This is a genomic window from Paenibacillus sp. FSL P2-0322 (assembly GCF_037975315.1).
Taxonomy (GTDB): Bacteria; Bacillota; Bacilli; order Paenibacillales; family Paenibacillaceae; genus Paenibacillus; species Paenibacillus polymyxa_B.
Genome location: NZ_CP150243.1, coordinates 1,576,181 through 1,590,943 on the forward strand (window position 1 = coordinate 1,576,181; position 14,763 = coordinate 1,590,943).

Sequence of the window (14,763 nt, forward strand, 5' to 3'; positions counted from 1 at the left end):
CCTTGGCTGTTTTGGCCTGTGGAATACCTCTTTTTAATGGTTGTATCCAAACGGTCTGTCAACCTGATATCGTTTGTACAATGAGCACTACATTCAAGATGATAATGACAGCGGTCACGATCCAGGTTAATACTTTTTGCCACATTTTATTTGCGAATTCACCCATAATTTTTTTGTCGCTGGTAAAGAGAAGTAATGGAATGATAGCAAAGGGAAGCTGGATGGACAGGATGACCTGGCTCAGCACAAGCAGTTCCTCCGCACCTTTTTCCCCTGCGATGGCAGTGACGATGACCGCTGGAATGATCGCGATGAGGCGGGTCACCAGACGACGCAACCAAGGTGAAAGACGAAGATTGAGAAAGCCCTCCATCACGATTTGTCCAGCTAAAGTGCCTGTAACGGTTGAATTTTGACCTGAGGCGAGTAACGCCACCCCAAATAGTATGCTCGCCAGTGTGGTTCCCAGTAGTGGCGAAAGCAGATAATAGGCATCACTAATTTCGGCTACATCTGTTCTTCCTGCCGTATGGAATACAGCAGCTGCCACGATCAAGATGGCGGCATTAATAAATAAAGCGAACATCAGCGCTATACTGGAATCCCAAGTTGCAAATGTAATAGCTTCCCGTTTACCTGCTGAAGTCTGCTCAAATTTGCGAGTTTGTACAATAGAAGAATGCAGATACAGGTTATGCGGCATTACCGTAGCACCCATAATACCGATGGCAATATACAGCATGCTTGGATTCGTCAAAATTTGCGAGTCAGGTACAAAGCCGCCCAATACGCCGCCCCATTCCGGTTGTGCCAAAAGGAGATTAATGCCAAAACAGCCGGCAATCGTCGCCATCAGCACAATGACAAGTGTTTCCAATGCCCGAAAACCTTTGTTTTGCAGCAGTAAAATGAGCATAACATCAAATGCTGTAATGATAACTCCGTATAGTAACGGTAGACCGAACAGCAACTTCAGCGCAATGGCTGAACCGATGACCTCGGCCAAATCCATGGCTGCAATGGCAATTTCGCACAATAGCCATAAGCCGATCGCGACAGGACGACTATAGGCATCACGGCACATTTGAGCTAAATCTTTACCTGTGGCGATGCCAAGCTTGCCAGATAAGGCTTGTAACAGGATGGCCATCAGGTTGGAGATTAGAATGACACTAAGCAGCGTGTAGCCGAATTTCGATCCGCCGGCGATGTCTGTGGCCCAGTTGCCGGGGTCCATATAGCCGACTGCGACCATATAGCCGGGTCCAGCAAAGGCAAGAAACTTCCGAAACCAGGTCCCGTCTTTCGGGACGCTCAAGGAACGATTCACTTCCGACAGTGAAGCGATTTCCGCGAAGTTGCCCTTTGTATTTTTCATACGCTTCACCTTCTTTATTGATGTTGAAATATATTATTAGTGACATAACGATTGTGTTATCCCTATTGTACACCCACAATAGTTTTTGTCTAGTGCAACTTTTGTGTGGTCAAGCAAGTTAATCGTATTTTTGAAGCAATATAGCCATCGTATAAAGCTGAACAATAGAAAAACCAAACTATATCACTCTGATGGGAGCAGCTTGGTCGTTTTGGATTTTTTTTAAATTACATCTTTTAAATATTGCGGGAGAGCCGTGCAGCCAGTTCCTCAATTTCTTCCGAGGATAGTCCTGGGGAGAACATTTCTGGCTTTTCCTCCAAATCGGGGATGGGAGCTCCTTCGGGAGGACCGTCTTTAACATACAAAGGTTGTCCATCTTCCGGGTGAACGCCGTTCCATATTTTATCAATTTCCTTGTAGTCATTCGGACTGAAACGATAAATAGCCCAGTGCAATCCTTTTTCTTCGAATTTACGCGTTTCAGAAAAGGCTTTATTCTCCAAGTTCGGAATCGGAAGCATTTTGGTCATTTCTACGCCTGTAAGCTTTTCCAACGCTTTGACCTAGGCCATCACATGGACTTCACCCCGCACCAGCAAGTAGCCTACGATCTCGCGTGCGACAGGGGTGTCAGTCATGGAAGTCTGAGCAGATACAATAAAATGATGCGAGTAAACCTTCAAGACACATGTTGACAGCCCATCAAGTTAGGGGCTTATAACATATAGTGTAAACAAGGTGAGGTGGAATTAAACGGTAAATAAATCAGTCAACTTCCATGTTTTAAATGATTCATTTTGTGTAGTTCGTTTAAAGTACATACGAGAAGGTAATCATGTCTTAACATGACGATGGATTCCTGCGAAAAGCAAATGTTATAGAGAAGGAGAGATGAAATCATGGAAGCATTATACACAGCATCAGCAACGGTACATGGTGGAAGAGACGGTTCAGTCGCTTCATCTGATGGGGTTTTGAAGCATAAGCTCAGTACGCCGAAGGAACTGGGTGGCGCAGGTGGAGAAGCTACGAATCCGGAGCAATTGTTTGCGGCAGGTTATGGTGCCTGCTATGAGAGCGCATTGGCTAACGTGGCCCGAAAGGCTAAGGTGAAGGTGGATAATGTTGAGGTCACCAGCCACGTATCTATCGGCAAGGACCCAAGCGATGGCGGCTTCCAGCTGGCGGTACGTCTGGATGTGAAAATACCTGGTATTGAACGCGCCCAGGCCGAAGATTTGGCACGCCAAGCACATGATTTTTGTCCATACTCCAAAGCAACACGCGGTAACATTGATGTCGAGCTCAATGTCATTTGACTGCATTTCTATAACTTTTACACTCTGGCCGCCGATTTATTGGCGGCTTTTGCACATAGATCTTGATTAGCTGAGATTCGCGACCATTTGACATCATCGCCAAAATTCATTAAGATGGCTTAGGTGATTCTGGTCATCAGGTACGAAACAAATTTGAAAAATACGGGTGATATGATGTCTTACAGACCGAATATTGTTAATTTCACGCTGGCTGGCAGCAACGAAAAAGAAGGGCTTTATGAGTTTAAAATGAGTTTGGCCGATGGAACGGAGTGCCGCGTTTTTTCTCAACGTAATCCGGAGTGGACCTTGACGAATATTAGTCGACTGCTAACGACGCCTTGCCCGGTATGCCATAAGGATTTTATCTGCAAGTGTATGGATAAGTTCCATGAGGAGTTTTTAGAGCAAATTAATACGAAACAGCTGTTTGAGAAAGCATTGAGCTAGTTTTTCGAACAGGTAAAGACTATACATTTCTAAACAAGCGTCGGATACTTTCGGCGTTTTTTTGTTTATATTCATATGGTTGCGTTGCTGGTATTCATGCCGTTGATTTCTCTGGAGGTGAAATGCATTTATGAACCAGTCTGATCATGCCCATTCAGATCATTCCATTGTGTTGGTGGATGGGGTATGCCACTTTTGTCAGGGAGCGGCCCGCTTTATTATCAAGCGTGACCCTAAGGGAACATTTCATTTTGGTTCCCTGCAATCTGAGGCAGGACAAGAACTATTACGTGCAGGAGGACTATCTACAGATCAGTTGGATACGTTCGTGCTGATTGAAGACGGTACGTATTATACAAGGTCAACCGCAGCTTTGCGAATTGCCAAACGTCTTCGTTTTCCATATCCGCTGGCCTATGTGTTCATCCTGGTTCCCCGCTTTGTGCGCAATGCAGTCTATAACTGGGTGGCGCGTAACCGATATCGTTGGTTTGGCAAGGATGAAGAGGATCAATGTCAGATCCCCCCACCAGAAATTAGACAACGATTTTTTTAGAGGTTGTTCAAAAAGTCGTCTTTCCATAACGAAGCTAATCAAGAAGCGGATTCGACGTCGAATCTTGAATTCAGCCGGGCCTTCCGTTGCTCACGTAGATCTGTCTACGCTCCGCTACTCAGTCCCTAGCTTCATCCAACCTTCTCGGTCCTGAAAAGCCGACTTTTTGAACACGCACTTTTAGTTGCTTTTTTAAGTTTCTTTTTTGGAGCGATGTCTACGAATTAGTAAGATCACAGCGATCACGATCAGTATCAGGCTCGTAACAGCTACATACACGATATGTCGTACATTGGGTACGTTAACAGACAATTTTAGCTCGTTAGATTCCAAAGGAGCAATGTCCCAATATAGTGTTTTTCCGTCTTCCGACACACGGTCCGCATTATTGGTAGCAGGTTGGATGGGTAAGGATAGGCTGAAGTTAAGATCCAGCTGCCGCTCCAGTAATTTGCGCGCAAACACATTCATTTGCTCAAATTTGTCACTCAGTCCTTGAGCTTCTTTAGGAAGCATCCGTGGTAGATCGAGCTTCATGGTAAGATCAATATTCGTTGTGAAAAAATGTTGACTCACAGCACGCTTTATTTCTAATCCCTCAGGTAGATTTAATCCCTGACTGGGATTTTTTTTGTTTGTGCTCCAATCTCCTTGATAATGTCCCTTGATTTGATATCCCTTTCTTCCCTGTTCAGCTAGCGGCTGTACATCTACATTGTTGCTTTGAATACGCTTGACTAATCGATCTAGCAGCCCGGGATTGTCCAACATCATCAGTGTCTGGTTGTTTACACTGAACGTTGCATCCATATCTACACTTTGATCGAGATGAACATCTACATGGATGTCACCTCGAGCACAGGAAGTTAGGGCAAGCAGACAGCACACCAGCATAAAAATGAGCAGTATTTTTCGTATCCGAACTTGCCGACGTTTGTTCCGATAAGGGCTGTATCCTGTTGGCTCCATGACCTGCACCTCTTTATATGTATTCTTTGGTTTAATGACTGGATATCTTCTATATATTACACATTGGGAGAACGAAAATCGAACGGTATAACGAAATACACAAGAATTATATTTTATAAAATGTTTCCCTAGGTAAAAACTTTAGTGTATACTCTAAAATATAGTATTGATAAAAAATAATTGAATCAAGGAAATAGTTTGTCCCAAAACGAATATTCAAAGGAGGATTTTAAAACATGAACAAGCAGTTTAAGAAGGCTTTGCCGCGATGGGTAACGACGGTTGGAGTGTTGTCTCTAGCTCTAGTTCTAGCGACTGCATGTACCGATGCTAAGAAGAAGGAACAGGGAACTGCGAGAGAGGCGGGACAAAAAATAAAGGCTACGGCTACCATCGGTATGATCTCTGACATTGTCGGCAAGGTCGGCGGTGATCATGTGGAGGTCACGGGAATTATGAAGTCAGGCGTTGACCCGCATTTGTACAAGGCTTCTCAGGGAGATATGCGCAAGCTGGATCAGGCCGACGTTATTTTTTATAACGGGTTGCATCTGGAAGGAAAAATGCAGGACATTCTGGAGAAAATCAGCAAGCAAAAACCCGTCATATCCGTGTCCAAAAACATCGCCCAGGATCACTTGCGTGCAGGTAGCCCGGAAATGGGATCTGAGCATGATCCACATATCTGGTTTAACGTACAGAATTGGATGTCTGCGGTAGAAACCGTCAGAGATGAATTGTCGGCGCTAGACGCTGTTCATGCGGAGGAATATAAGGCCAACGCAGAAAGCTATCTTACTGAGCTGCGAGAGCTGGATGATTACACGAGAGAGCAGATTGCCAGTATACCGGAAGCCCAGCGCGTGCTTGTCACGGCACATGATGCTTTCGGCTATTTCGGAGATGCCTACCACATTCAAGTGAGAGGACTTCAAGGTATGAGCACAGAATCAGAAGCGGGTTCTCAAGATGTGACCAAGCTGCGAGATTATCTGGTCGAACATAAAATCAAGGCTATATTCGTAGAATCTAGTGTTCCGAGAAAGGCTATAGATGCGGTTATTCAGGGGGCCTCTCAGCAAGGTCATATAATTAAGGTGGGTGGCGAGCTGTATTCGGATGCCATGGGTGAAGAGGGCACAGAAGATGGAACATATATTGGAATGGTCAAGCATAACGTCAATACGATTGTTAAAGCTCTTAAATAAGGAGGCAGAGATACATGGGGCATTCACCACTTGTTGTTCGTGATTTATCGGTAGCTTATCAAAAAAAGCCCGTTTTGTTCGATGTTTCCTTTGAAGTGCCGGAAGGCAAGCTGATTGGTATTATCGGTCCGAACGGGGCTGGGAAATCTACGCTGATTAAGGCAGCGCTTGGACTGATTCCAAAGCTTAGGGGCGAGGTGCTGGTCTATGGCAAGCCCTACAAGCAACAGCTACTCAAGGTTGGCTATGTACCACAGCGGGAGTCGGTGGATTGGGATTTTCCGACGAACGCATTGGATGTGGTTATGATGGGACGGTATGGCAGATTAGGCTGGTTTAAGCGTCCGGGAGCAGCAGATCGTCAGGCTGCGATGGAGAGTTTGGATAAAGTTGGAATGAGCAAATATGCAGACAGACAGATTAGTCAATTGTCTGGCGGTCAGCAACAACGTGTTTTTTTAGCCAGAGCACTCGCGCAGGATGCTCAGCTTTATTTTATGGATGAACCGTTTGTCGGTGTGGACGCTGCAACAGAAAAAGCCATTATTTCATTGCTCAACGATCTGAAACAGCAGGGTAAAACCGTGCTTGTCGTTCATCATGATTTATCTACAGTCACGGATTATTTTGATCAGGTTATGCTGTTGAACGGGCATCTGATGGCGTTTGGAGAGACGACAGATATTTTTACCGAGGAAAATCTGCAGCGTACGTATGGCGGGCGTCTGAGTATACTCAAAACAGGCCCAGATTCCGGTACGATACTCGGAGTGAGGTGAGCAGTATGACAAGCTTGGCAACGCTTTTGACCGACCCAAACATGCAGTGGATTTTGCTGGGCTGCATTTTGCTCGGTTTAAGCAGCGGGGTGATTGGCAGTTTTATGTATTTGCGCAAGCAGTCGCTCATGGGAGATGCTTTGGCACATGCGGCTTTGCCGGGGGTATGTGTGGCTTTTATGATCACAGGTACAAAATCAGTGTTTGGATTTATGATTGGGGCCGCTATTGCGGGGATTGTTGCTACCTTTGCCATCAGTGCATTAACCCGGTATTCACGAATTAAAAGCGATTCCGCGATTGCAGCGGTGCTGTCGGTATTTTTTGGCTTCGGCATTATGTTGTTGACCGAAATTCAGCATAGTGGCGCAGGCAACCAAAGCGGATTGGATAAATTTCTATTTGGTCAAGCTGCGGCAATGGTATTGTCTGATGTCTATACGATGGCGGTAATTTCGGTGGTACTCATCGGAATATGTATATTATTTTTCAAGGAATTTAAGCTGCTCAGCTTTGATCCCGGCTTTGCCCGCGGACTTGGTTTTCCGGCAGGTTTGCTGGATAAGTTGTTGATGCTAATGATTGTCATTGCGGTGGTTGCTGGCATTCAGGCCGTGGGAGTCATTATGATGGCTGCCCTGCTGATTACCCCGGCCGTGTCGGCAAGATACTGGACAGAGAAGCTGGGTGTCATGGTATGCCTATCAGGCTTGTTTGGTGCTATAGCAGGCCTTGGTGGGACGGTCATTAGCTCTCTGGGACAAAATCTGCCTACAGGACCGTTATGCGTGTTGTGTGCGACTGTGGTGTTTGGAGTGAGCTTGATTTTTGCGCCGCAGCGCGGGATGATCTCCAAGGCTATCGTTCGGTTGAACGCCAGAAAAAATCTGGAGCAGACAGTCGGAACACAGCCAAGGGAGGAGCGTGCCCTATGAGTTCATTTTATGTAATTTTGACGGGAATGTTAGTGGCAGGGGGATGTAGTATCGTTGGGTGCTTTCTCGTGCTCCGAAAAATGGCTATGATCGGTGATGCAATCAGTCATGCGGTATTGCCGGGGATTGTCATTGCCTTTCTCATCAGCGGATCGAGGGATTCGGTGTGGATGATGTTTGGTGCGGCTGTGCTGGGTCTTCTAACGGTGTACCTGATTCAGCTATTCCAACAAAGCGGTCTGCAAAGTGATGCTGCCATTGGCGTGGTGTTTACGACATTGTTTGCTATCGGTGTTTTGCTGATCAGTGTGTTTGCTTCCAATGCCCATCTGGATATGGATCACGTTTTGTATGGGGAAATTGCTTATGTGCCGTGGAATACGTTAGAAATAGCCGGCTTCGATGTCGGTCCGAGGGCTGTGTGGATTACGGGCGCGATGTTTTTGATCAATTTGCTCGTGATAGGGGGCTTTTTCAAGCAATTTAAAATCACTTCCTTCGATCCCGCCTTGGCAGCTTCATTAGGCATTCCAGTTGTTTTATTTCATTATCTACTGATGAGTCTCGTCTCACTAACGACGGTGGCGTCATTTGAGAGCGTGGGTGCAATTCTGGTGGTTGGCATGCTCGTTGTACCGCCTCTTACCGCTTATTTGCTGACGGAGAAGTTGTCCCATATGATTGTATACAGCGTCGGATTTGGGGCGATCAGTTCGGTCGTAGGCTTTTACACAGCAAGTGTATTGGATGCTTCTATTGCAGCATGTATGCTGTGTGTATCGGGTGTGTTGCTGCTTTTAGCTTTTCTCTTTTCCCCGTCTCACGGTGTGGTATGGCAAAAGTTATTTCAACAACGGGGGCTCGTTGGCGAAGATAGCAAGTGATTGTAGGAAGTGATCCCATATGAGTTACCCAAAATAGCGTGCATTCAGGCATAAGAGACCTGAATGCACGTTTTTTTGCGCTTATACTGCCCTGTGCGGCTTTTTTTGGGGCAAGCTTGATTGATCATCTTGAATTGATTGGGACACGGGAGTACATTCATTACAACCATATAAGAATGGACGGAACAAACAAGCGGCACGCTGTGGGGAGGAACGAAAGTGGAGAGCTTCAAACGTAAATCACCAGAGGAAATACTGGATTCGATTAACAAACTGCATCGAGGCAGACTCAAAATATACATGGGTGCGGTCAGTGGCTCGGGCAAGACGTATCATATGCTGCAGGAGGGACAATCGCTGCAGCATGAAGGTATTGATGTTGTGATTTGTGCGGTCTCAACCATGCAGCGGCCTGTGACCGTGGAACAGGTCGGCACGCTGGAGCGAGTGCCTAGCATTCATTGGATAAAAGATGGTGAGGAGCAAAAGGATCTGAATGTGGAAGCTTTGGTGGCACGAAATCCCGAGGTGGTACTGGTGGATCATTTGGCACATCATAACCGGAAAGACGCCCTATTTCCAACACGGCTGGAGGATATTCGGTATTTGCTGGAGCAGGGAATTAGCGTCATTACGACGGTCAATGTTTATGAACTCGAGGGAATTACGGAGTGGGTGTATCAGCTGACAGGCTTTGAAGCGGAATATACGGTTCCGGTTGATACACTGGAGCTGGCGGATGAAATTCGTCTGATTGATGCTACCCCGGAAATGATTTTGGAACGGCTGGCGAAAGGCTACATGCATACGCCGAATCCTGAGATGTTTCACCGGGGAAATCTGGGTAAATTGCGTGAGCTTGCCCTGCGATTGGTAGCAGAGGATGTGAACGATTCGCTGGAACGGCACCGGGAGGAGTTAGGCTTACACGGGGCGTCAGGAGCAGCAGAGCGTATTTTGGTACCTGTCCAATATCATTGGAATGGGTCCATTTATGTACGTAGGGGGGAACAGGTCGCCAAGCGGTTGGGTGGAGATATGCTAGTGGTCTCCTTTGTCAGCTCGAAGCGCAAACTGTCCAAGGAATCAGCTGCCTTCAAGCGTTCAATTGAGAAATTGGCTGACAAGATCGGATCAACATTTGAAGAAATCCCGCTTTTTTCCCGCAGAAGGTTGCCTCGTCAACTGATTCATTATGCGGTGACGCACAATGTTACCCGAATTGTTATGGGGCATTCTCGGCAGACGCCGTGGCAGGAGCTGATGAAAGGATCGCTTGTGAACGGGATTTTAAAACGAATGAAAAATATGGATTTGCTGCTGATTGCGGACCGGGCCGAGCAGGAGGGTGAGCGGATTTTGCCAACAATGAGACAGGAGGAGGGAGATAACGATCCGTATCATCGTTTGAGCGTTGAGGAAGCACAGGCTGAGGCAGCCAAAATCCTGCGGGGCAAGCTCAAGGTATACATTGGCGCTGCTCCGGGGGTCGGCAAAACATACACGATGCTGAGAGAGGGGAATGATCTGCTGGAGAGTGGGATCGATGTAGTTATCGGATTGCTGGAAACGCACGGAAGAGCAGAAACACTGGCACAAGTAGGCTCTCTGAAGATGATACCCCGTCAGTCCATCGAGCGCCATGGCGCACACTTGGAAGAAATGGACACGGAATCCATTCTCAGGCGTAATCCCGAGGTGGTGCTTATTGATGAGCTGGCACATACCAACGTTCCCGGAAGTATGAGATCTAAGCGCTATGAGGATGTGCTTACCATTTTGGAACAAGGTATTTCTGTGATATCCACAATGAATGTACAGCATCTGGAGAGCTTGAATGATGCGGTAGAACAGATTACTGGTATACGAGTGAGAGAGACTGTTCCCGACCATATGATGCGTCTGGCCGATGAAGTACAGCTTGTTGATGTGGCTCCCAAATCGTTGCAGCAGCGTATGCGTGAGGGCAAAATATACGATCCTGCGAAGGTGGAACAGGCACTTAGCCATTTTTTTAAACTGGGCAATCTGATTGCGTTGCGTGAACTTGCTTTGCGGGAATTGGCAGATGACGTAGATGAGCGGCTGGAATCCTGGGATCGACACGAATCACTTCGGGGACCGTGGCGCAGGGAGGAAGTGATCTTCGTAGGCGTGACGCTAAGCGAAAATGCTGAAAGGCTGATTCGCCGCGGTTTTCGTATCGCCTTTCGTCTGAAGGCTGTGTGGATTGTGACTTATGTTCATGTCGGTGAGCGTATGCCCGAGAGACTGAACCCTCGTCTGGAACAACTAAAGTTGCTGACCCACCGACTGGGGGGAACCTTTGAGATACGGCTTGTTTCCAGCCGAAGCGAGATTGCCGACATTTTGATTGCTCCAGTGGAAGGATATTCAGGTACGCAGCTCATCGTGGGGCAGTCTTCCCGAAGTAGCCGTTGGGGGAAGGCTGCGGTTGTGCCGAGGATTCTCCGTCAAGCACGTCATATGGATGTTCTAATTGTGGCGGATTATGATCCGGATATTAAGCTGGAGGTAGATCGTTAATTCGCCCAGTAAATTCATAAATAGTCATATGATGGTTACCGATGGTTCGCTGCTTCCATAGTATATTCTATCTCAAAGAAATGGAGGCGAATTAAAAATGTTTAAACATTGTCATTTGCGTAAGCCAAAAAAACGTATCTTTAAGAAGATCATTAAGGTGACTGTCATTAAGTTTAAACCTAAATTTAAACATGATCACCGGAAACATGAAGATTTTGATAAGAAATGTCATTGCCGGAAACGTCGCCATCACCGCCATCATCGTCATCATGACTGTCATCGTCGTCACCACAAATTCTACTAAGATGAAGATGCTAGGAGGCGGGGCTAGACTGCCCGCCTTCTCCTAGTACGAGGATTTTGGAAGATACTTGCACAAAAAATACTTGCTCTAATATAAGCGCTATGCTATTCTACCAGTAAATAGATTGCACGTGACGGAAGCACCGTTCACCAACCGTATGTACTTACGGATGGATGAACGGTGCTTTTTTGCGTTGTTGTGTTAGGGAAAGGGATGAGCGTTATAGTTCCAGTGAAAGTGGTATTGGCCGTAGAAAGCCGGGATTATATTGAGCCGCTGCTGAATTATGTTCACGGAAGCGAGTACGCCAGAAGGCTGAGAATCACGGCTTTTTCGCAACCGGAGGCATTTCATCAATACATGATGGAAACCAGTGGAATGAAAAGACCGGATGTGGTGGTAGGTGAAGCGGCTTTTTTGAATCTATGGACAGACAGGGAAGCTGCTGATATTCCTTGTTTGGTATTGCATGAGGGAGAACAAGTGAGCGAATATGGACAGCCTTTATTAAAGTATCAGCCTTTATCTGAGCTGGTCGGTTTTATTTTGGAAACGGCTAGACAGAGGTCGAACGGTCGGAAAAGTGTAAACAGTCGGGAAGGTGGAATGATTATCGGCATCGTAGCAGCTTCCGGTGGACTAGGCAAGACAACGGCCGCACTCAATATGTCCAAACAGCTGGGGAATGAGGGATATTCGGTATTCTATCTGAATCTGGAGACGGTGGATTCAAGCTCGTTGTTCACTGGTTCAGGCAGTGCTAGCGGAGCAGAAGGAGAAGGGCTGTCCAGGCTGCTCTATGATCTCAAGGCGGAGGGGAGTGAGGACACTCCATTATCCATGGCTTCCTACTGTATTCGTCGCCCTGAAATTCAGGCGGATACTTTTCAGCCTGTCTATAATCGCAAGGAGCTGACGGACATGACTTGTGATGAAGCGAAAGAGCTGATTCGAACGGTTGCCGAAAGTGGGCAGTATGATGTAGTGATCGTAGATGGCGATTCTGAAAAAGGTGATCGGGCTCAAGCCGTGCTTGAAGCTAGTCATAAGCTGATTTGGCTGCTGGCAGACGATTTAATGAGCATGCACAAGTGCGGATTATGGCTGGATGTTTTAGAAACCACGCAGCCTGAAGGGCTTGAAGACATGATATGCAAAACCAGCTTTGTGGTGAACCGCTATATGGGAACTATGATCAACTCATTACCTCGTGACTTCATGGAGCTAAACGGAGCGTTACCCTATATACCTTCATGGAAGCAGATGCAGCACCATGAGCTACTGCTTAGTTCACCGATTTATCAGCGGGAAATTCGTCATCTGTGCCACGAGCTGCTGAATGTGGACAGTGTAACACATCCGCCCGCCGTTTGGTCTTAAAAGGGGCTGATGAACATGAATGAGGAACGGTTTAAGGCATTGCGAGCAGATATCCGAAACGGGCTGGACGTAACGTCTTCGGTAAAGGATGCAGATCTGGTACTGCATATTGAAAATCGAATTTTACACGATGTAGAGCTGGTGGGCTTAACTTCCCGTGAGAAGCATGCACTCGTCCGCAAGATTTTTAACTCTTTCCGTGGGCTGGATGTACTCCAGCCATTGATTGATGACCCGACCGTTACGGAAATTATGATTAACAGTCACCGGGAAATTTTTGTGGAACGGGCTGGTGAAGTGATGCAGGTACCTGATCAATTTGAGTCCCGCGAGCGGCTGGAGGATTTAATCCAGACGATTGTAGCCGGGGTGAACCGAATTGTGAATGAGGCTTCCCCCATTGTGGATGCCCGGTTAAAGGATGGGTCACGCGTAAATATTGTGTTGCCTCCAGTTGCTCTCAAGGGTCCGACGATGACAATACGGAAGTTTCCCGAGCGTCCTATGACGATGGATGACTTGATACAAATGGGTGCGCTTGATGCAGAAACCGCTGCTATGCTCAAGGACTTGGTACGTAGCAAGTACAACATTTTTATAAGCGGAGGAACGGGGTCTGGTAAAACAACTTTTCTGAATGCATTATCCCAGTTTATCCCGTCGTCTGAACGGATTATTACCATTGAAGACTCAGCAGAGCTGCAAATTGTGACGGTCCCTAATCTAGTTTCCATGGAAACACGGAATGCGAACACCGAGGGGAAGGGAGAAATCACAATTCGTGATCTGATTCGTTCCTCCCTGCGTATGCGGCCCAACCGCATTGTGGTGGGTGAGGTCCGGGGAAGTGAGGCATTGGATATGCTGCAAGCGATGAATACAGGACACGATGGATCTTTGTCAACTGGGCATGCGAATAATATTCGCGATATGGTCAGCCGGCTGGAAACGATGGTGCTCGGAGGGGCAGAGCTTCCGCTTGGAGTAGTACGGCAGCAGATCAGCTCGGCCATTGATATATTCGTTCATCTGTCACGGATGCGCGACAAATCCAGACGAGTACTGGAAATTAGCGAAGTGATTGGTTTTGAAAATGGTGAGGTGACGCTTAATCCCCTTTATCGTTTTCAGGAACGAGGAGAAAGTAAGGGGCGAATCGTAGGAGGTCTGGAACGTTGTGGCGAGGGTCTGCAACATACTTTGAAGCTGCAAATGGCCGGGATCAATCCGGAAAGCTGGCACAGGGGAGGAGTATCAGCGTGAAGCCAGGAAAAACGACTGCCAAGCAAGTATCACATGAGATCCCTTCTCTGCCAGATTATACGGTGTATACATTATCGACAGTACAAAAAAGTCTGTGCATATTGTTTAGTGGCGTGCTGTTTGCGATGATCGGCTATCTATTTTATCACCAATGGATATTATCGTTGCTGTGCGCTGCCGGGGCTGGGGTGACGCCTCGTTATTTTAGGCAATTTTTGCTGCATCGACGCAGGTCTGCTCTAAGCATCCAATTCAAGCAGGCTTTATATTCACTCTCGTCTTCTCTTTCAGCGGGAAGGTCGGTGGAGAATGGTTTTCGTGAGGCTGTAGAGGATTTGAGGTTGCTTAGTCCGGATGGAGATCACGACCTGATTTTTGAATTTAACATTATTACCGCCTGTCTCGAAATCGGACAGCCTGTAGAGGCTGCTTTGCAGGATTTGGCCCGTCGGGCGCAAATGGAGGATATTACGAATTTTGCGGACGTATTTGCGGCTTGCAAGCGAACCGGAGGTGATCTGGTGGAAGTTGTACGACGAGCTTCAAGTGTCATTGGTGAGAAGTTGGAAATTCAGCAGGAGATCGGTGTAATGATTGCACAGAAACGTTTTGAATCGAGGGTTATGTTTGCGGCGCCTTTTTTGTTTGTATTGTTTATGACGATGACAGCGGGTGATTACATGATGCCCTTATACAGCGGTACAGGTATGATTTTATCAACCTTTTGTTTATTGGTGCTTGGTGGGTGTCTTGTGTGGATCAACCACATTATGAAGATTGAAGTGTAA

General features: G+C 46.9%; 13 protein-coding genes and 1 pseudogene. 11 read left to right on the forward strand and 3 right to left on the reverse strand.

Annotated features, from left to right (window positions below):
* Positions 1-58 precede the first annotated feature (58 nt).
* Positions 59-1,378, reverse strand: a complete 1,320-nt coding sequence (locus tag MKY24_RS06890) for an Nramp family divalent metal transporter (RefSeq protein WP_104496430.1) — start codon at positions 1,376-1,378, stop codon at positions 59-61.
* 236 nt (positions 1,379-1,614) lie between these two features.
* Positions 1,615-2,019: pseudogene (locus MKY24_RS06895) on the reverse strand (manganese catalase family protein); the annotation flags it as partial.
* A 261-nt stretch (positions 2,020-2,280) separates the two neighbouring features.
* On the opposite strand from MKY24_RS06895, the gene MKY24_RS06900 reads away from it, so the two are divergent.
* From MKY24_RS06900 to MKY24_RS06910, 3 genes are all read left to right on the forward strand, one after another.
* Positions 2,281-2,700: an organic hydroperoxide resistance protein gene (locus MKY24_RS06900; protein ID WP_013309264.1), complete on the forward strand. Its 420-nt coding sequence runs from the start codon at positions 2,281-2,283 to the stop codon at positions 2,698-2,700.
* A 123-nt stretch (positions 2,701-2,823) separates the two neighbouring features.
* Positions 2,824-3,150: a hypothetical protein gene (locus MKY24_RS06905; RefSeq protein WP_025722703.1), complete on the forward strand. Its 327-nt coding sequence runs from the start codon at positions 2,824-2,826 to the stop codon at positions 3,148-3,150.
* Positions 3,151-3,280: 130 nt separating this feature from the next.
* Positions 3,281-3,706, forward strand: coding sequence for a thiol-disulfide oxidoreductase DCC family protein (locus MKY24_RS06910; protein WP_023987611.1), 426 nt, complete (start codon positions 3,281-3,283; stop codon positions 3,704-3,706).
* A gap of 192 nt (positions 3,707-3,898) precedes the next feature.
* Here the strand turns inward: MKY24_RS06910 and MKY24_RS06915 are convergent, their stop codons facing one another.
* Positions 3,899-4,675: a DUF3153 domain-containing protein gene (locus MKY24_RS06915; RefSeq protein WP_075153921.1), complete on the reverse strand. Its 777-nt coding sequence runs from the start codon at positions 4,673-4,675 to the stop codon at positions 3,899-3,901.
* Between the two features lie 236 nt (positions 4,676-4,911).
* Between MKY24_RS06915 and MKY24_RS06920 the strand changes: the two genes are divergently transcribed.
* The 8 genes from MKY24_RS06920 (at position 4,912) to MKY24_RS06955 (ending at position 14,763) form a co-directional block, all read left to right on the forward strand.
* A complete protein-coding gene (locus MKY24_RS06920) occupies positions 4,912-5,883 on the forward strand; it encodes a zinc ABC transporter substrate-binding protein (RefSeq protein WP_023987613.1) in 972 nt (323 codons plus the stop codon).
* A gap of 14 nt (positions 5,884-5,897) precedes the next feature.
* Complete coding sequence (locus MKY24_RS06925; RefSeq protein ID WP_023987614.1) at positions 5,898-6,662, forward strand: metal ABC transporter ATP-binding protein; 765 nt, start codon at positions 5,898-5,900, stop codon at positions 6,660-6,662.
* A 5-nt stretch (positions 6,663-6,667) separates the two neighbouring features.
* A complete protein-coding gene (locus tag MKY24_RS06930; protein ID WP_023987615.1) occupies positions 6,668-7,597 on the forward strand; it encodes a metal ABC transporter permease in 930 nt (309 codons plus the stop codon).
* Positions 7,594-8,481 carry a metal ABC transporter permease gene (locus MKY24_RS06935; RefSeq protein ID WP_069080976.1) on the forward strand — a complete coding sequence of 296 codons (888 nt, stop codon included), beginning with the start codon at positions 7,594-7,596 and terminating at the stop codon, positions 8,479-8,481. The genes MKY24_RS06930 and MKY24_RS06935 overlap by 4 nt, the downstream gene beginning before the upstream one ends.
* 219 nt (positions 8,482-8,700) lie before the next feature.
* Positions 8,701-11,028, forward strand: coding sequence for a histidine kinase (locus tag MKY24_RS06940; RefSeq protein ID WP_028543032.1), 2,328 nt, complete (start codon positions 8,701-8,703; stop codon positions 11,026-11,028).
* 517 nt (positions 11,029-11,545) lie between these two features.
* Entirely contained in the window at positions 11,546-12,712 is a 1,167-nt protein-coding gene (locus MKY24_RS06945) for a ParA family protein (protein WP_339201643.1), read from the forward strand.
* 15 nt (positions 12,713-12,727) lie between these two features.
* Positions 12,728-13,975, forward strand: a complete 1,248-nt coding sequence (locus tag MKY24_RS06950; RefSeq protein WP_339201644.1) for a CpaF family protein — start codon at positions 12,728-12,730, stop codon at positions 13,973-13,975.
* A complete protein-coding gene (locus tag MKY24_RS06955; RefSeq protein WP_053324906.1) occupies positions 13,972-14,763 on the forward strand; it encodes a type II secretion system F family protein in 792 nt (263 codons plus the stop codon). Before MKY24_RS06950 ends, MKY24_RS06955 begins: the two co-directional genes overlap by 4 nt.